Origin of the sequence: Burkholderia sp. MSh2 (assembly GCF_000731655.1) — a bacterium.
Taxonomy (GTDB): Bacteria; Pseudomonadota; Gammaproteobacteria; order Burkholderiales; family Burkholderiaceae; genus Burkholderia; species Burkholderia paludis.
Genome location: NZ_JPGM01000054.1, coordinates 33,204 through 50,821, shown reverse-complemented (window position 1 = coordinate 50,821; position 17,618 = coordinate 33,204). Strand labels below are relative to the sequence as shown.

The 17,618-nt window shown below is 65.9% G+C and carries 12 protein-coding genes and 1 pseudogene; 4 read left to right on the top strand and 9 right to left on the bottom strand.

Annotated features, from left to right (window positions below):
* The first annotated feature begins 149 nt into the window (after window positions 1-149).
* From GQ57_RS28375 to GQ57_RS28360, 4 genes are all read left to right on the top strand, one after another.
* Entirely contained in the window at window positions 150-641 is a 492-nt protein-coding gene (locus GQ57_RS28375; RefSeq protein ID WP_034199631.1) for a MarR family winged helix-turn-helix transcriptional regulator, read from the top strand.
* Between the two features lie 87 nt (window positions 642-728).
* Window positions 729-2,225, top strand: coding sequence for an efflux transporter outer membrane subunit (locus GQ57_RS28370; protein WP_034199630.1), 1,497 nt, complete (start codon window positions 729-731; stop codon window positions 2,223-2,225).
* 52 nt (window positions 2,226-2,277) lie between these two features.
* On the top strand, window positions 2,278-3,495 hold the full coding sequence (locus GQ57_RS28365; RefSeq protein WP_031402210.1) for an HlyD family secretion protein: 1,218 nt from the start codon (window positions 2,278-2,280) through the stop codon (window positions 3,493-3,495).
* A 28-nt stretch (window positions 3,496-3,523) separates the two neighbouring features.
* A complete protein-coding gene (locus GQ57_RS28360) occupies window positions 3,524-5,083 on the top strand; it encodes a DHA2 family efflux MFS transporter permease subunit (protein ID WP_031402209.1) in 1,560 nt (519 codons plus the stop codon).
* A gap of 87 nt (window positions 5,084-5,170) precedes the next feature.
* Here the strand turns inward: GQ57_RS28360 and truB are convergent, their stop codons facing one another.
* From truB to GQ57_RS28315, 9 genes and pseudogenes are all read right to left on the bottom strand, one after another.
* A complete protein-coding gene (gene truB / locus GQ57_RS28355; RefSeq protein ID WP_034199629.1) occupies window positions 5,171-6,103 on the bottom strand; it encodes a tRNA pseudouridine(55) synthase TruB in 933 nt (310 codons plus the stop codon).
* 13 nt (window positions 6,104-6,116) lie between these two features.
* Window positions 6,117-6,515, bottom strand: coding sequence for a 30S ribosome-binding factor RbfA (rbfA, locus tag GQ57_RS28350; protein WP_031402207.1), 399 nt, complete (start codon window positions 6,513-6,515; stop codon window positions 6,117-6,119).
* A 113-nt stretch (window positions 6,516-6,628) separates the two neighbouring features.
* The gene (gene infB, locus GQ57_RS28345) at window positions 6,629-9,556 is read right to left on the bottom strand and encodes a translation initiation factor IF-2 (RefSeq protein WP_031402206.1); all 2,928 of its coding nucleotides are present in this window, start codon (window positions 9,554-9,556) and stop codon (window positions 6,629-6,631) included.
* A gap of 91 nt (window positions 9,557-9,647) precedes the next feature.
* Window positions 9,648-11,123, bottom strand: a complete 1,476-nt coding sequence (gene nusA, locus GQ57_RS28340) for a transcription termination factor NusA (protein ID WP_031402205.1) — start codon at window positions 11,121-11,123, stop codon at window positions 9,648-9,650.
* The gene (gene rimP / locus GQ57_RS28335) at window positions 11,123-11,581 is read right to left on the bottom strand and encodes a ribosome maturation factor RimP (RefSeq protein ID WP_014897219.1); all 459 of its coding nucleotides are present in this window, start codon (window positions 11,579-11,581) and stop codon (window positions 11,123-11,125) included. Before rimP ends, nusA begins: the two co-directional genes overlap by 1 nt.
* Before the next feature lie 426 nt (window positions 11,582-12,007).
* Window positions 12,008-13,750: a 23S rRNA pseudouridine(2605) synthase RluB gene (rluB, locus tag GQ57_RS28330; RefSeq protein ID WP_034199628.1), complete on the bottom strand. Its 1,743-nt coding sequence runs from the start codon at window positions 13,748-13,750 to the stop codon at window positions 12,008-12,010.
* A gap of 60 nt (window positions 13,751-13,810) precedes the next feature.
* The gene (gene scpB, locus GQ57_RS28325; RefSeq protein ID WP_034199627.1) at window positions 13,811-14,821 is read right to left on the bottom strand and encodes an SMC-Scp complex subunit ScpB; all 1,011 of its coding nucleotides are present in this window, start codon (window positions 14,819-14,821) and stop codon (window positions 13,811-13,813) included.
* A 271-nt stretch (window positions 14,822-15,092) separates the two neighbouring features.
* Window positions 15,093-16,296: pseudogene (locus GQ57_RS28320) on the bottom strand (pyridoxal phosphate-dependent aminotransferase).
* 75 nt (window positions 16,297-16,371) lie between these two features.
* Entirely contained in the window at window positions 16,372-17,274 is a 903-nt protein-coding gene (locus GQ57_RS28315; RefSeq protein WP_031402201.1) for a LysR family transcriptional regulator, read from the bottom strand.
* Between the last annotated feature and the right edge of the window lie 344 nt (window positions 17,275-17,618).

Below are 17,618 nucleotides of genomic sequence, written 5' to 3'. Positions count from 1 at the left end.
ATCGCCGGCGTCGCCAGCCCCAAAAACCTTACCAATACCAGGGACTTTTGCGACGCGAAGCGCGCCCGTTGCCGTTCGATTAATATTTGCCGCGACAAACAACTGTGCCTATACTGCTGCCTAGTCAACTATTGCAGTCTCAGGGTTTTATGTCGGACTCTTCTCCCCAACCACCCGTCTCGCCACTGTCTACGTATCAGATGAACGACAGCGTCGGTTATCTGATGTCGCGCGTGAAATCGGTGATGACCAACCTCGTCACGCAACGCACGCAGGAAGAGCTCGGCATCACGGGCACGCAGGCAAGCATGCTGTTCATGATCGCGGTCGGCAAGTGCTCGACGGCCGCCGAGCTCGCGCGCGAGTACGGCATCGACGCGAGCGCGGTCACGCGCCTGCTCGACCGGGTCGAGAAGCGCGGCCTTCTGTCCCGCGTCCGCAGCGTCGAGGATCGGCGCGTGGTTCGCCTCGAGCTGACCGACGAAGGCCGTGCGCTCGCCGAACGGCTGCCGCCCATTTTCCGCAGCGTGCTCGACCAGGTGCTGGACGGCTTTACGCCGGAGGAAGTCGGGTTCCTGAAGAGCATGCTGCGCCGCATTCTCAGCAACTATTGCGAGACCACCGGCAGCAGCGTCGCGTAATAGTTGCCATAACAATTACTTTTGACAGATTAATGTAAGGAAATCCTTGCAGTGTCCATCATTCATTCCGAGTCAGGGATCAGCGCGATGAAATCCTCCCCGTTGTCCGTGCGCGCCGGGTCGTGCCGCGCCGCCGTCGCCGCCGCGGTTGCCGCGCTGGCGCTGGCTGGCTGCGCAAACTACATCGGCATCAAGAGCGACAAGCAGATCGCCCCCGCGTCGCAATTCGAATCCGCCCGCAGCCTGCCGGCCCAGGGCGGCCAGTGGCCCGCGCTCGACTGGGCCAGCCGGTTCGGCGATCCGCAACTGCCGAAGCTGATCGACGAAGCCCTGCTGGGCAATCCGTCGATCGCTCAGGCGCAGGCGCGCCTCGCCAAGGCGTCGTCGTACATCGAATCGTCGCGTTCGAACCTGCTGCCGAAGGCGGAAGCCAGCTATTCATGGACGCGCGAGCTGTATTCGTCGAACGCGCTGGTCCCGCCCCCGTACGGCGGCGAGTGGTATGGCGAGAACAACGCGCTCGCGAGCGCGTCGTGGGAACTCGACCTGTGGGGCAAGAACCGCGAACGCCTGCACACCGCGGTATCGCAGGAAAAGGCGGCCGAGGCCGACATGCAGCAGGCGCGCATCACGCTCGCGTCGTCGGTTGCGCGAACCTACAACTCGCTCGCGCAGCTCTATGCGCTGCGCGATATCGCGCAACGCGAGATCGCCAACCGCGAGACGGTCGGCAAGATCACCGACGGTCGCGTATCGGCCGGCCTCGACACCAACGTCGAACGCCAGACGGCCCGCGGCAACATCGCGACGACCCAGGCCTCGCTGTCGGATCTCGACGGCCAGATCACGACGGTGCGCTACCAGCTCGCCGCGCTGCTCGGCAAGGGTCCGGATCGCGGGCTGCAGATCGCCGCGCCCGTGCTGAATCCGGGCGGCGAAGTCACGCTGCCCGGCAACCTGCCGGCCGACCTCGTCTCGCGCCGCCCCGATATCGTCGCCGCACGCTGGCAAGTCGAAGCCGCGATGCACGACGTGAAGGAAGCAAAGGCCGAATTCTATCCGGACGTGAACCTCGCGGCCGGCTTCGGCTTCGATGCGTTCGGCTGGGGCAAATTCCTGAACTTCACGAGCCGCCAGGCGCAGTTCGGTCCGGCGATCCACCTGCCGATCTTCGACGCCGGCGCACTGCGCGCCCAGCTCAAGGGCCGCTACGCGGACTTCGACCTGTCGGTGGCGAACTACAACCAGACGCTGATCAGCGCGCTGAACGACGTCGCGACGCAGGTCTCGTCGATCCGCGCGATCGATCGCCAGATGGGCGACGCACAGCGCGCGCTCGATGCATCGACGCGCGCATACGACCTCGCGGTGATCCGCTACAAGGCCGGCCTGTCGCCGCAACTGCAGGTACTGACCGCGGACAGCAACCGCCTCGCGTCGGAGCAGACGGTGACCAACCTGAAGATGCGCCGGCGCGACATGCAGCTCGCGTTGATCAAGGCGCTGGGCGGCGGGTTCGACGCGACCGGCACGCCGCTCGCCGCGCCCGACGCCGACAAACCGACAAAACAGGCCGCCAACTGATCCGGCGCCACCACTACGCAGACACTCGAAACAACGGACGGAGAAAATCGCCATGAGCGACCCTCAACAAAACGCCGCCAGCGCCCAGTCGCAAAACAACGGGAAGCGCAAACGGATGATGACGCTGCTCGTCGCGGTCATCGTGATCGCGGCCATCGCGTACGGCCTGTACTACTTCCTCGTTGCCCGCTTCCATGAGGGAACCGACGATGCGTACGTCAACGGCAACGTCGTGCAGATCACGCCGCAGGTCACCGGCACCGTGATCGCGGTGAAGGCCGACGACACGCAGACGGTCAAGGCCGGCGATCCGCTCGTCGTGCTCGATCCGGCCGACTCGCAGGTCGCGCTGCAGCAAGCCGAAGCCAATCTCGCGCAGACGGTGCGCCAGGTGCGCGGCCTGTTCGTCAACGACGACCAGTACCGCGCGCAAGTCGCGCTGCGCCAGTCCGACCTGTCGAAGGCCGAGGACGACCTCCGTCGCCGCATGGCCGTCGCGCAGACGGGCGCCGTGTCGCAGGAAGAAATCTCGCACGCACGCGACGCCGTGAAGGCCGCTCAGGCATCGCTCGACGCCGCGCAGCAGCAACTCGCGTCGAACCGCGCGCTGACCGCGAACACGACGATCGCATCGCATCCGAACGTGATGGCCGCGGCCGCCAAGGTTCGCGACGCCTACCTGGCAAACGCGCGTAACGTACTGCCCGCTCCGGTCACGGGCTATGTCGCGAAGCGCTCGGTGCAGGTCGGCCAGCGCGTGTCGCCGGGTACGCCGCTGATGTCCGTGGTGCCGCTCAACGCGGTGTGGGTCGACGCGAACTTCAAGGAAGTCCAGCTCAAGCACATGCGCATCGGCCAGCCGGTCGAGCTGACGGCCGACATCTACGGCTCGTCGGCCGTCTATCACGGCAAGGTGGTCGGCTTCTCGGCCGGTACGGGCTCGGCGTTCTCGCTGCTGCCGGCGCAGAACGCGACCGGCAACTGGATCAAGGTCGTGCAGCGCCTGCCGGTGCGGATCGAACTCGATCCGAAGGATCTCGACAAGCACCCGCTGCGCATCGGCCTGTCGATGCAGGTCGACGTCGACATCAAGGACGAACGCGGCGACCAGCTCGTGAACGCACCGAACACCGTCTATGAAACCAGCGTGTTCGCGAAGTACGGCGACGAAGCCGACGCCGAAATCGCGCGCATCGTTGCCGAGAACGCAGGCGGCAACGCAGCGACGCCTGCCGCGGCGAAGTCGAATCCCGCCGCGAAAATGATGTAACCGTTCCGCCACCGGAAAAGCAACCGACATGGCACAGGCTCCTGTCTCTCACCCGCCCTTGCAGGGCGGGCAGCTCGTGATCGGGACGATCGCGGTATCGCTCGCGGTGTTCATGAACGTGCTCGACACGTCCATCGCGAACGTCGCGATCCCGACCATCTCGGGCGACCTCGGCGTGTCGTCCGACCAGGGCACGTGGGTCATCACCTCGTTCGCGGTCGCCAACGCGATCTCCGTGCCGCTGACGGGCTGGCTGACCGATCGCTTCGGACAGGTTCGCCTGTTCCTCGCGTCGATCATCCTGTTCGTCATCTCGTCGTGGATGTGCGGACTCTCGCCCAACCTGCCGTTCCTGCTTGGGTCGCGCGTGCTGCAAGGCGCGGTCGCGGGCCCGATGATTCCGTTGTCGCAGGCGCTGCTGCTCTCGAGCTATCCGCGCGCCAAGGCGCCGATGGCGCTCGCGCTGTGGGCGATGACGACGCTGATCGCCCCCGTTGCCGGCCCGATCCTCGGCGGCTGGATCTCGGACAACTACTCGTGGCCGTGGATCTTCTACGTCAACATCCCGGTCGGCATCGCAGCCGCCGCCGCGACGTGGGCGATCTACCGCCATCGGGAATCGGCCGTGCGCCGCGCGCCGATCGACGGCGTGGGTCTTGCGCTGCTGGTCGTCTGGGTCGGCTCGCTGCAGATCATGCTCGACAAGGGCAAGGATCTCGACTGGTTCGCGAGCACGACCATCATCGTGCTCGCGCTGACCGCCGTCATCGCGTTCGCGTTCTTCGTCATCTGGGAGCTGACCGCCGAGCACCCGGTCGTCGACCTGTCGCTGTTCCGCATGCGGAACTTCACCGGCGGCACGGTCGCGCTGTCGATCGGCTATGGCCTGTACTTCGGCAACCTCGTGTTGCTGCCGCTGTGGCTGCAGACGCAGATCGGCTACACCGCGACCGACGCCGGCCTGGTGATGGCGCCTGTCGGGCTGTTCGCCATCCTGCTGTCGCCGCTCACCGGGAAGTACCTGCCGCGCACCGATCCGCGCTATATCTCGACGGCGTCGTTCCTGACGTTCGCACTGTGCTTCTGGATGCGTTCGCGCTACACGACGGGTGTCGACGAATGGTCGCTGACGTTGCCGACGCTCGTGCAGGGCATCGCGATGGCCGGCTTTTTCATCCCGCTGGTGTCGATCACGCTGTCCGGCCTCCCCGGCCATCGCATCCCGGCGGCATCGGGCCTGTCGAACTTCGTGCGGATCATGTGTGGCGGCATCGGCACATCGATCTTCCAGACGGCGTGGGATCATCGCAACAATTTTCACCACGCGCAGCTGGTCGAACAGACGAACGTCTACAACCCGACCTTCAACCAGGCCGTCAACCAGATGGGCAACCTCGGACTGACGCAGGACCAGGCGCACGGGCTGATCAACAACATGGCCACGCAGCAGGCCGCGCAGCTCGGCGTGAACGACCTCTTCTACATCTCCGCGGCAATCTTCGTGCTGCTGATCGGGCTGATCTGGATCACGAAGCCCGAACGCACCGGCGGCGGCGATGCAGGTGCGGCGGCCTCGGCGGCACACTGAACCCGCGCAGCCTGCGCGCAAACAAAAAGCCCGGTCGACATCGACCGGGCTTTTTCCATTCCAGCGGGCGTACATCCCGCCGTTGCGTCAGGCGGCCGTGACGACGAGCCGCTCCGGCGCCAGCACTCCGTTCGCCTTGCGCGCCACGCCGAGCAACCGCGTCGCGTCGTAGACACGCACGCGCTCGCCGTCGGCCGCGTCGATCGCATCGAGCGCCGACAACGGCAGACGCTGCCCATGCAGGAATCGCTTCGCGCTGGTTTCATCGAGACGCACCAGCGGAAACGTCGACAGCAACGCGTCGACCGGCTGGAGCCACGCATCGCGCGACGCTTCGTCGGCATCGGACAACGCGTCGAGCGTCACCGCATGCTCGAGCGTCAACGCGCCGACTCCGGTCCGGCGCAGCATCGTCAGGTGCGCGCCGCAACCCAGCGCCTCGCCGATATCCTCCGCCAGCGTGCGCACGTAGGTGCCCTTGCTGCAGGTCACGCGAAACGTCACGTCGGGCAGGTCGCACGCGAGCAGGCCGAGCGCATGGATCGTCACGTTGCGGCCTTCGCGCTCGACGGTCTGGCCCGCGCGCGCATATTCGTACAGCGGCTTGCCGTCGCGCTTGAGCGCCGAATACATCGGCGGCACCTGCACGATCGGGCCGGTGAAACGCGCGAGCGCGGCTTCCACCGCCGCGCCGTCGCACTCGACGGGCCGCGTGTCGATCACTTCGCCTTCCGCGTCGCCGGTGGCCGTTCGCTGACCGAGACGCATCGTCGCTTCGTAGGTCTTGTCTGCATCGAGCAGATCCTGCGAGAACTTCGTCGCCTCGCCGAAGCACAGCGGCAGCAGGCCGGAAGCCAGCGGATCGAGCGTGCCGGTGTGGCCGGCCTTCTTCGCAAGAAGCAGGCGCTTTGCGCGGATCAGCGCATCGTTGCTCGACAGGCCGACCGGCTTGTCGAGCAGGAGGACGCCGTCCAGCACGCGCCGGGGCACGCGCGGACGTTGGGATGCTGCAGTCGTCATAGGCCGGTCGAGCTCAGTCGTCCTTGGCGGCCGCGTCGGCCTCGTCGTCGTCCTTCGCGCGCGTCGAGTTCGCTTCCTTGATCAGGCGGGACATTTCGACGGCCTTCTCGATCGTCTGGTCGTAGTGGAAATGCAGCGTCGGCACGGTATGAATGTGCAGGCGCTTGAACAGCAGGTTGTGCAAGTGACCCGACGCATGGTTCAGCGCTTCCTGCGTCTTGGCCGGATCGCCGGTCAACGCGGTGAAGTAGATCTTCGCGTGCGCGTAGTCCGGCGTGAGTTCCACGCTCTGGATCGTGACAATACCGATGCGCGGGTCTTTAACCTCGCGCATGATGAGTTCGGACAGATCGCGCTGAATCTGATCGGCGATCTGAACGTTGCGATTGGGGGAAGTACGTTTCCTGGACATGATCGATCCCTGATTCGTTTATCAGGATAATGCGGCCGCCTTTTGGCGGGCCGCCATGAAAAATGGGCGGGACAAGCCCAAGCCTGCCCCGCCCATGAGCCGATACGCGACGATTACAGCGTACGCGCGACTTCGGTCACTTCGAAGACTTCGAACTGGTCGCCTTCCACGATGTCGTTGAAGTTCTTCACCGACATGCCGCACTCGAAGCCTTGCTTGACTTCCTTCACGTCGTCCTTGAAGCGCTTCAGCGACTCGAGTTCGCCCGTGAAGATCACGACGTTGTTGCGCAGCACGCGAACCGACGACGAGCGCTTGACGATACCGTCCGTGACCATACAGCCTGCGACCGCGCCGATCTTCGGCACCTTGAACACCTGGCGCACCTCGACCGTACCCGTGATGACTTCGCGCTTCTCCGGCGCCAGCATGCCCGACATCGCCGCCTTCACCTCATCCACTGCGTCATAGATGATGTTGTAGTAGCGGATATCGACGCCATTGGCTTCCGCGAGCTTGCGCGCCTGCGCATCCGCACGCGTGTTGAAGCCGATGATGACTGCCTTCGATGCCGTTGCAAGGTTGACGTCGTTTTCGCTGATGCCACCCACCGCACCGTGCACGATTTGCACGCGCACTTCGTCGGTCGACAGCTTGAGCAGCGACTGCACGAGTGCTTCCTGCGAACCCTGCACGTCGGCCTTGACGATAAGCGGCAGGTTCTGCACTTCGCCTTCGCCCATCTGCTCGAGCATGCTTTCCAGCTTCGCGGCCTGCTGCTTCGCGAGCTTCACGTCGCGGAACTTGCCCTGACGGAACAGCGCGATTTCACGCGCCTTGCGCTCGTCCGGCAGTACGATCACTTCCTCGCCCGCGCCCGGCACTTCCGACAGACCCTGGATTTCGACCGGGATCGACGGGCCAGCTTCCTTCGTCGGCTTGCCGTTCTCGTCGAGCATCGCGCGCACGCGGCCGTAGGCCGAGCCCGCGAGCACGATATCGCCGCGGTTCAGCGTACCGGACTGCACGAGGATCGTCGCGACCGGGCCCTTGCCCTTGTCGAGCTTCGCTTCGATCACGATGCCCTTCGCCGGCGCCTCGACCGGTGCCTTCAATTCCAGCACTTCGGCCTGCAGCAGCACGTTCTCGAGCAGATCGTCGATGCCCGCGCCCGTCTTTGCCGACACCGGCACGAACGGCGAATCGCCACCGTATTCTTCCGGCACGACGCCTTCCGCAACCAGTTCCTGCTTGACGCGGTCGGGATTCGCGTCCGGCTTGTCGATCTTGTTGATCGCCACGACGATCGGCACGCCACCCGCCTTCGCGTGGGCGATTGCTTCCTTCGTCTGCGGCATCACGCCGTCGTCGGCCGCCACCACCAGCACCACGATGTCGGTCGCCTTCGCGCCGCGTGCACGCATTGCCGTGAACGCTTCGTGACCCGGCGTATCGAGGAACGTGATGACGCCGCGCGGCGTTTCGACGTGATACGCGCCGATGTGCTGCGTAATACCGCCCGCTTCACCGGCCGCCACCTTCGCGCGACGGATATAGTCGAGCAGTGAGGTCTTGCCGTGGTCGACGTGACCCATCACCGTGACGACCGGCGGACGCGGCAGTTGCTCCGCATCGGTACCGGTCTCGCCTTCGACGAGCAGCGCTTCCGGATCGTCCAGCTTCGCGGCAACCGCACGATGGCCCAGTTCCTCGACGACGATCATCGCCGTTTCCTGGTCCAGCACCTGGTTGATCGTGACCATCTGGCCCATCTTCATCATCACCTTGATGACTTCCGAGGCCTTGATCGACATCTTGTGCGCGAGATCCGCAACCGAAATGGTTTCCGGCACGTGCACTTCACGCACGATCGGTTCGGTCGGCGCCTGGAACGACGATGCGCTGTCCTGGTGACGGCCGCGACCCTTCGGGCCGCCGCGCCAGCCGCGGTCGACGCCGCCGCTCGAATCGCCGCGCGTCTTGATGCCGCGACGCTTCGCCGCGTCGTCCTGCCAGCCGCCCTTGCCTGCGCCCGGCTTCTTGTTGCGGTCGCCCGCGCCTGCCGGCGCCTGCGTCGTTGCCGGTGCAGCGCCGGCCGGCTTCTTCACGGCCGGACGCGCCTGCGCGCCTTCCGGCTTTGCCGGCTTGTGCAGCGTGCCCTTCGCTTCGGCGGGCTTCGGCGGCTCGACCGGCTTCGGCGGCTCGACTGCCTTGACCACGGCCTTGCGCGGCGTGTTCATCATTTCGCGAATCGCACGCGCTTCGGCTTCTGCCGCCGCACGACGCTTGCTGATCTCTTCCTGCTCGGCCCGCGCCTTGTCCGCCGCCTCGCGGGCAGCGTCTTCAGCCTTCTTCGCCGCTTCGCGCTGCGCCGCACGTTCGGCGGCTGCGCGTGCTTCGTCCTGGGCGGACTGCGCGGATTGCGCAGTCTCCGCTTTCTGTTCGGCCGCAGCAGCCTGCTGCGCGGCTGCCTGCTGCTGTGCCGCCGCAGCTTCAGCCGCGGCACGCTTCGCCGCCGCTTCTTCCTCGGCGCGACGGCGCTCGGCTTCGGCCGCTTCCTCGCGGGCGCGACGTTCCGCTTCCTCGCGCTCGAGGCGTTCCTGACGCGCGCGCAGTTCCTGCGCCTGCTGCTCGAGCAGCTCGGCCTCGCGGCGCGCCTCTTCCTCGCGACGCTTCAGTTCCGCATCGTCGTCCGCTTCGGCGACCTGCGCCTGACCCTGTTCCGCACCCTCGCTTACGTCGTCGCGCTTGACGAACGTGCGCTTCTTGCGGACCTCGACCTGAATGGTGCGAGCCTTGCCCGTCGCGTCAGATTGCTTGATCTCCGACGTATGCTTGCGGGTCAGCGTGATCTTGCGCTTGTCGCCGTCGGTTGCGCCGTGCGACTTGCGCAAATGATCGAGCAGACGCGCCTTGTCCGCTTCGGACAGCGCATCGTCTTCACTCGCTTTCTGGACGCCCGCTGCCTGCAGCTGTTCGAGCAGCACACCAGCAGGCATTTTCAGTTCCGCGGCAAATTGGGCTACGTTGTTACTCGCCATTCATTCCTCTTAGTGCAAGGACCGATTCCTTGCGGTTAGCATCGGGTCAGGCCATACGGCCGCCATCAAATCAGTGCGCCATGGTCATTTCTCACTGGAACCAATGTTCACGTGCTTTCATGATCAACGCCTTAGCGGCATCCTCTTCCACTCCGGTCAGGTCGACCAGTTCATCCACTGCAAGCTCGGCGAGATCGTCTCGCGTCTGCACACCGTGTTCGGCCAGCTTCGCGAGCAACTCCGGCGTAATGCCGTCGAGACTCTTGAGATCCAGCGCCGCGTTCTCGACTTTTTCCTCGTTCGCGATGGCCATCGTCAGCAGCGCGTCGCGTGCGCGGTTGCGCAGTTCGTGCACGGTGTCCTCGTCGAACGCCTCGATTTCGAGCATTTCGTTGAGCGGCACGTACGCGATCTCTTCGAGGCTCGTGAAGCCTTCGTCGATCAGGATGTCGGCAACCTCTTCGTCGACGTCGAGACGCGCCATGAACAGCGCACGCAGCCGGTCGCGCTCTTCGCCCTGCTTCAGCGCGGATTCGTCCGGCGTCATGATGTTGATCTGCCAGCCGGTCAGTTCACCGGCAAGGCGAACGTTCTGACCGCTGCGGCCGATCGCGACAGCCAGCTCGTTCTCGTCGACGACGACGTCCATCGAGTGCTTTTCTTCATCGACGACGATCGACTGGACAGCTGCCGGCGCGAGCGCGCCGATCACGAACTGGGCGGGATCCTCCGACCATAGCACGATGTCGATGTTTTCGCCACCGAGCTCGTTGCGCACGGCCTGCACGCGGGAGCCCCGGATGCCGACGCAGGTGCCGATCGGATCGATCCGCTTGTCGTACGCGATGACGCCGATCTTCGCGCGCACGCCCGGGTCGCGGGCAGCCGCCTTGATCTCGAGCAGGCCCTGCTCGATTTCCGGCACTTCCATCTCGAACAGCTTCATCAGGAACTCGGGCGCCGTACGCGACAGCTCGATCTGCGGGCCGCGCGCGGTGCGATCGACCTTCGCGATGTACGCGCGCACGCGGTCGCCCACGCGCAGGTTTTCCTTCGGGATCAGCTGATCGCGGCGCAGCAGCGCCTCGACACGGCCCGATTCGACGATGAAGTTGCCCTTATCCAGGCGCTTCACCGTACCCGTCATGATCTTTTCGCCGCGCTCGAGGTAATCGTTCAGGATCTGCTCGCGCTCTGCGTCGCGCACCTTCTGCAGGATCACCTGCTTGGCGGCCTGCGCGCCGATTCGACCGAATTCGATCGACGGAACGGGTTCCTCGACATATTCGCCGACTTCGACGTCGGCCTTCTGCTCACGCGCCTCGAACAGCAGGATCTCGCGATCCGGCTCCTGCAAGCCTGCCTCGTCGGGCACGACGAGCCAGCGACGGAAGGTTTCGTGCTCGCCGCTTTCGCGATCGATATGGACGCGGATTTCGGCGCCTTCGTCGAACAGCTTCTTGGAAGCGGACGCGAGCGCAGCCTCGAGGGCGCCCAGCACCACATCCTTGTCGACGTTTTTCTCGCGCGCCAGCGCATCCACCAGCATCAACACTTCGCGACTCATTATTTGCGGCTCCTAAAGTCAACTTGCGGAATCAGGCGGGCTTTGTCGATATCGGCCAGCGTGAAATCCAGCATGGCCGCCTCGCCCTTCTTCCTCTCAAATTCCAAACCGATCGTTTCGCCATTCGGCGCGTGCAGAATGCCCCGGTACGTCTTGCGCCCGTCCAGCGGCTTTTTCAAGGTCACGGAAACTTCGCTGCCGGCGAAACGTTCGAAGTCGGCCAGCTTCTTCAACGGGCGGTCGAGCCCCGGGGACGAGACTTCGAGCCGTTCGTAATCGATGTTTTCGACCGTCAAGACGTGCTGGAGCTGACGCGTGACCTTTTCGCAATCTTCGAGCGAGATGCCGGCAGGCTGATCGATATAGATGCAAAGCATGCCGCGCCCGGTGCGCTCGAGATCCACCAGCTCGTAGCCGAGCCCGGTGACCGTGGTTTCTATCAGTTCCGTCAGTTGCACTGTGTCCTCTCAGGTGTTCGCGCCCGCCGCTCGCGATTCACCCGCGGGCGCGCGCCTTAGCCGGCGCAGGAAGCGCTACCCGAGATGCCTAACCGTTTCAGCAAAAAAAAATGGGCGGAACGCCCATCTTCTTACTGGTGGTCGCACCTGAGCCGCACATTGAATCCGTACGCCCAGCGACTCCGCGATTATAGCGATTTTTGGCGCAAACGCCAAGCCAGCCGGTAAAAGCAGCGTGTCGCATGCCTTTACGGGCCCAAAATGCGGAATCGGCCGACCGATTGCCGGCGCCATCGTGGCGCGCCGCAGATCGGTCATGCCGGCGGCCAAGCAGCGCCGCGCGAAATATATACAGTCAGAAGCAATGTGCGCAATGCGTGACGCCGGCAAAACCGGCCGGCAGCACTGCGCCGCAGGCCCGAACGCTCAACGGCCGCGCGTTCGGCTGCGCTGCTGACGCTGGCCGCCGCGCGCAGCGCCGCCGCCATTGCCGGCGCCCTCGGCGCGGTTGCCGTTCGGGTTCCGGTTGCCGCCGCCGCCCTTGCCGCCGCCACGCTTGCCGCCCGCACCCTCACGCTTGGGACCCGCGCCATACGACGCGCGGTTGCCATCGACATCACGGCTGCCGCCCGCGCGATTGCCGTCGCGGCCGCCTCCGGCTCGGTTGCCGTAACCCGACGGCGCAACCGGCAGGCTGCCGTAGCCGCTCAGGCCTGGCAGCCCCGGCCCGCCGCGCCGGCCGCCGCCGCGACGCGGCTGGTCGAGCTGGCCGTGTGCGGTCAGCACCGGTTCGCGGCTGATGAAACCCATCGACGTCTGCATCGGATCGGGCTGACGGCGCTCGGCCGTGCCGGCGCTGCTGCGCTTGCCCTTCTCCTCCGACGGAGCCTTCAGGCCGACGGTCGCCATCAGCTTGCGCACTTGCGCGTCGTCGAGCTCCTCCCAGCGGCCGCGCTTCAGACCGCGCGGCAACGGGATCGGACCGTGACGCGTACGGATCAGCCGGCTGACCAGCAGGCCGACCGCCTCGAACATCCGGCGCACTTCGCGATTGCGGCCTTCGGCCAGCGCGACGTGATACCAGTGGTTCGTGCCCTCGCCGCCGCCATCGCGGATGCGCAGGAAATTCGCCGGGCCGTCGTCGAGCTCGACACCGTGCAGCAGCTTTTGCCGCGCACCCTCGGCCAGCTCACCGACCACGCGGACCGCATATTCGCGCTCGACGCTGTAGCGCGGATGCATGAAGCGGTTCGCGAGGTCGCCCGAAGTCGTCAGCATCAGCAGACCTTCGGTATTGAAGTCGAGGCGACCCACCGCGAGCCATTTCGCCGTCTTCATCGGCGGCAGGCGGTCGAACACCGACGGGCGGCCTTCAGGATCGGCGTGACTGACGATCTCGCCGGTCGGCTTGTGGTACAGCAGCACGCGCGGCGGCTTGTTCGGCAGCTTGCGCTTGACCGGCTTGCCGTTGATCCGCACCTGATCGGTCGGCATGATGCGCTGACCGATGTGCGCGGGTTCGCCGTTCACCGACACACGGCCGGCGACGATCAGTTCTTCCATTTCGCGGCGCGAGCCCATGCCCGCTTCCGCCAGCACCTTGTGAAGCTTCGGCGCATCGTCGTCCGGCGACAGCACGCGCTTGTTTGCCGGCTGGCTGCGGCCGCGGCGCAACATCGGCGCACGCACGCCGCTACCGCCCGCGGAGTTGTCCGCATCGAATGCCGGCGACGTCACATAGGCGAACAGTTCGTCCTGCGACTGCGACGCCTCGCCCTCCGCCTTCGCCGGGCCACCTTCGGCCTTCGGCGCGCCGCCGCGTCGACCCTGGCCGCCCTGGGCCGCCTTGGGTGCGCCTTCACGCTTGCCGGCCGGTTTGCGACCGCTCTTGGCCGCACCTTCCTTGCGCGGCGCACGCGGCGCCGGCTGCACCTCCGCGGCTTCCGCCGGCTGGGCCTCAACGCCTTCGCCGCCCTGCGGCTCGCCATCGGCGCCCTTCGACTTGGCCGCCGCGCGACGCCGTGCGATCAGGCTGCGCGGGCCGCGTCGCAGGCCGCGGCGGGGACGCTCGTCGCCACCCTCGGCCGAAGCGCCCTGCTCCGGTGCATCGTCGGCACGCGCTGCCTGAACGGCAGGTGCGGACGATTCAATATCGTGGATATCTGTCAAAACAACCTCAAAATGTCAGGTCTCGCGCCCGGCGCGGGCGCGGCAAGAAGTTGGCCGCGATCAGGCGCGACGCTGTTCAGGTTCTGCTTCGTCGTCCGGCAGCGCGTCGGCACCGATGGGCGCACTTGCGCTTCGTACGGCATCGGCAAGACTGTCGGACGTGTCGTCCAGCATCTCGCCGTCCGCAGGACGGGAACGGGAGGCATCGGCCTGGCCAGCCTCACCGGGCATGTCGCCGGCCGCTTCCGCTCCGCCTCCGGCAACCGCTTCGGCAGCCGGCTTGCGATCTTCCTCGCTCCAATCCGCGCGCAGCGACTCGGGCTGCACACCGGCTGGCGCTACTTCGGCACCAACCTGTTCCGTTTGTTCCGCTTGTTCCGTTTGCCCACGATCGCCGTCGAGCGCATCGGGGCTCTGGATTTCCTGCATAGAGACGACATCGTCCAGCACGCCGGCCGATGCCTCAAGCACCCGATCCTGCTGCGCGTCGCCGGTAACCGGCACATCGCCGTCGAAGTCCATCGCCTGCTGTGCAAGCAACGCCGCCTCGATGTTCGCGGCCGGCTCCTCGAGCGCAGGCAGATCGTCGAGCGCCTTCAGACCGAGATCGTCGAGGAACTGCTTGGTCGTCGCGTACAACGCCGGACGCCCCGGCACGTCACGATGGCCGATCACCTCGATCCAGCCGCGATCCTCGAGCTGCTTGACCACCTGCGTATTGACGGTCACGCCGCGAATCTCCTCGATGTCGCCGCGCGTAACGGGCTGCCGGTACGCGATGATCGCGAGCGTTTCGAGCACCGCACGCGAATATTTCGGCGGCTTCTCCGGATGCAGGCGATCCAGATAATGACGCATTGCCGGCTTGCTCTGAAAGCGCCATCCGGTTGCCAGCGCCACCAGTTCGACGCCGCGGCCGGACCAATCCTGTTTCAGATCTTCGAGCAACGTGCGGACCGTGTCAGCCGACACGCCGTCGGCAAAGAGCTTGCGCAAATCGCCGAGCTTCAGCGGTTCCTGCGCGCAGATCAAAGCAGTCTCGAGGACGATCTTCGCCTCTTGGGTATTCATGCAGCTAGGCCAGACCCTGTGGTCAAACGAACCGGATCAACAAACAGACGAAAGGAACGGAAGACGCGCTCGCCCGATTCTGATCGGTCATATTGATGGGAGCACGAACCGGGGGCGGCGAATTAATTCAGGCCAGTCCCAAACCGGACGGAACAGCACGGCTCAACGACGGAACCGCGTGACTGAGCGCCATATTACGCAAAATCGCCCGATGCGTAAAGATGAGCCGAACGAAGCGCCGTCAGCGTACCGCACCCGTTCCGGCCCCGTTTCAGCGGGCGGCTGCGGCGCTCGCGAGGAACCGACGCAGCCGTTCGACACCCGCGTCGAGCCGCGCCGGATCGCATGCGTAGCACCAGCGCACGAACCCTTCGCCCTCCGGGCCGAATGCGCGCCCGGGCGCCAGACCGAGCCCTGCGTCCCGCACCAGCCTCTTGCAGAACGCGAGGCTGTCGGCTGCGCCGGGCAGGCGCAGGAACAGGTACATCGCACCCGGCGGCGGCGGCACCTCGACGCCCGGCAGCGTCCGCAGGGCGGCGACCAGGTGATCGCGCGCGTCACGCAGCGACGCGACAAACGACCGCACGAACGGCTCGCCGTCGCGCAACGCGACTTCGCCCGCGGCCTGCACAAAGCCCGGCGCGCATGACGTGTTGTATTCGACGAGCTTCGACAGATCGCCCATCACCGCCGCCGGCGCGATGAGCCAGCCCAGGCGCCAGCCCGTCATCGCCCACGCCTTCGAAAACGAATTCACGACGACGACCTGCTCGTCGCGCGACGCGATATCGAGAAACGACGGCGCGCCGGCCGCGCCGAACGCGAGCCGTTCGTACACTTCATCGGCAATCAGCCAGATGCCGTGACGGCGGCAATGGGCCAGCACGGCCTGCTGATCATCGCGCGACATCGTCCAGCCGGTCGGGTTATTCGGCGAATTGACCAGCAGCACCCGCGTATCGGGCGTCAACGCCGCAAGCAACCGCCCGACATCGAGTTGCCAGCCCGCATCGCCGTACGCAAGCGGCACGCATTCGACCCGCGCGCCGAGGATCTTCGGAATCTCGACGAGATTCGGCCACAGCGGCGTGACCGCGACCACGCGCTCGCCCGGGCCGACCAGCAACTGCGCGGCCAGCATCAGCGCGCTCACACCCGAACTCGTCACGGCTACCGTATCGGGCGGCCGTCGCGCCGTGACGGGCGCTGACGTAGGTCGCGATCGCGTCGCGCAGCGGCTCGGCACCGAGGTTGTGCGTGTAGAAGGTCGCTCCATCGCGCAGCGACGCCGCCGCTGCGTCGCGAATGAAATCCGGCGTCACGCGATCGGATTCGCCGAACCAGAACGGCAACAGGTCCGGCACGCCGAAGCCCGCGTTCGCCACTTCACGGATCAGCGACGGACGCAACGCGCGCACCGTCTCGCGCGCCGCCGGCGCTCCGGTCATCGCGTATGAAGCTGCGGAATGCGTCATCGAGAGCCACCTTCGGGGAACACGATTCACGCAGTGTACCGGCACGTCATTCGAACCGTCGTGCGTCGGTGCCCGTCAGTCGAGATCCTCCGCCCTCGCCGGCATTTGCCGCACGAGTTCCCAGATCGCCTGCGCGGCGGGCGACAACGACCGGTCGCGGCGGCGCACGAGTTCGACCGTGCGCTCGGTGCGCGGCGTGAGCGGCCGTGCGACGAGCGTCGAGCCGGCCGGCAGCGGCAGCGACAACCACGGCTGCACGCTCACGCCGACCCCGGCCTCGACGAGCCCGAACACCGTCGCCGAATGCCCGAGCTCCTGCATCACCGTCGCGCTGACGTGATGGGCGGCCAGCGCGGCATCAATCAGCGGCCGGCTCCCCGACGCATGATCGAGGAGCACGAGGCGCTCGCCGTCCAACGCCGTCCACGGCACTTCGGCCCGTGCGGCGAGCGGATGGTCGGCGCGTGCGACAAGACAGAACGAATCGGTCATGAGCGGCTCGCAGACCAGATCGGCAACCGTGAGCGGCCCGATCACGACCCCGAAATCCACCTCGCTCGACTTCACCTTGCGCAACACATCGCTCTGCACGTCGTCACGCAACCCCAGGGTCACGAACGGGAACTGGCGCTCGCACGACGCCACCACGCGCGGCATCAGCCGGCATGCGATCGTCGGGCTCGCCGCGACGATCACGCGGCCGCGACGCTGCTCGCCGATTTCGCGGATCTCGCGCAGCGTGTCGTCGAGATCGTCGAGCAGGCGCGACACACTCGCGATCAAATTCGCGCCGACGTCCGTCAGCTGCACGTCGCGCGTCGTGCGGTCGATCAGTTTCAGCCCGAGCTCGGCCTCGAGTTCGCGCACGCAGCGACTGACCGCGGACTGCGTGAGCCCGATCTCGTCGCCCGCGCGACTGAAGCTCTTGAGCCGCGCTACCTCGATGAATACGCGAAGCTGGCGCAGCGTGACGTTCATCTCCTGACCTCATCAATCGTCGATATCGATGCGCGATTTTAATGCGCGTATCCGCCTGCGATGCGTGAATTCGGCACCCGTCGCTCATGTTTCGCTGCGGTGCAATATGCACGCGAACGCACGCGGGTCGGGCGAACTGCACAAGATTGGTGATTGTCCCGATTTGCTGGCGGGTTATTTTGGCGTCTTATACGCCCCTAGCTGACTTAGCCGTTAGCTCGCTGCCAAGCGGCTCTCGAGGGATTTACCTCCGACATGGCACGCTTCGTGCATTACCTGGCGCACAGGGCACAGGTTTCGTCGGACGGAAGAGCAAAAGCACCGCTGCCGGCCAACCGGACGCC

What these genes read in the sequence shown, in the direction of transcription:
- GQ57_RS28375 (WP_034199631.1), top strand. Translation starts at nt 150, where the DNA reads ATGTCGGACTCTTCTCCCCAACCACCCGTCTCGCCACTGTCTACGTAT.
- GQ57_RS28370 (WP_034199630.1), top strand. Translation starts at nt 729, where the DNA reads ATGAAATCCTCCCCGTTGTCCGTGCGCGCCGGGTCGTGCCGCGCCGCC.
- GQ57_RS28365 (WP_031402210.1), top strand. Translation starts at nt 2,278, where the DNA reads ATGAGCGACCCTCAACAAAACGCCGCCAGCGCCCAGTCGCAAAACAAC.
- GQ57_RS28360 (WP_031402209.1), top strand. Translation starts at nt 3,524, where the DNA reads ATGGCACAGGCTCCTGTCTCTCACCCGCCCTTGCAGGGCGGGCAGCTC.
- truB (WP_034199629.1), bottom strand. Translation starts at nt 6,103, where the DNA reads ATGACGACTGCAGCATCCCAACGTCCGCGCGTGCCCCGGCGCGTGCTG.
- rbfA (WP_031402207.1), bottom strand. Translation starts at nt 6,515, where the DNA reads ATGTCCAGGAAACGTACTTCCCCCAATCGCAACGTTCAGATCGCCGAT.
- infB (WP_031402206.1), bottom strand. Translation starts at nt 9,556, where the DNA reads ATGGCGAGTAACAACGTAGCCCAATTTGCCGCGGAACTGAAAATGCCT.
- nusA (WP_031402205.1), bottom strand. Translation starts at nt 11,123, where the DNA reads ATGAGTCGCGAAGTGTTGATGCTGGTGGATGCGCTGGCGCGCGAGAAA.
- scpB (WP_034199627.1), bottom strand. Translation starts at nt 14,821, where the DNA reads ATGAATACCCAAGAGGCGAAGATCGTCCTCGAGACTGCTTTGATCTGC.
- GQ57_RS28315 (WP_031402201.1), bottom strand. Translation starts at nt 17,274, where the DNA reads ATGAACGTCACGCTGCGCCAGCTTCGCGTATTCATCGAGGTAGCGCGG.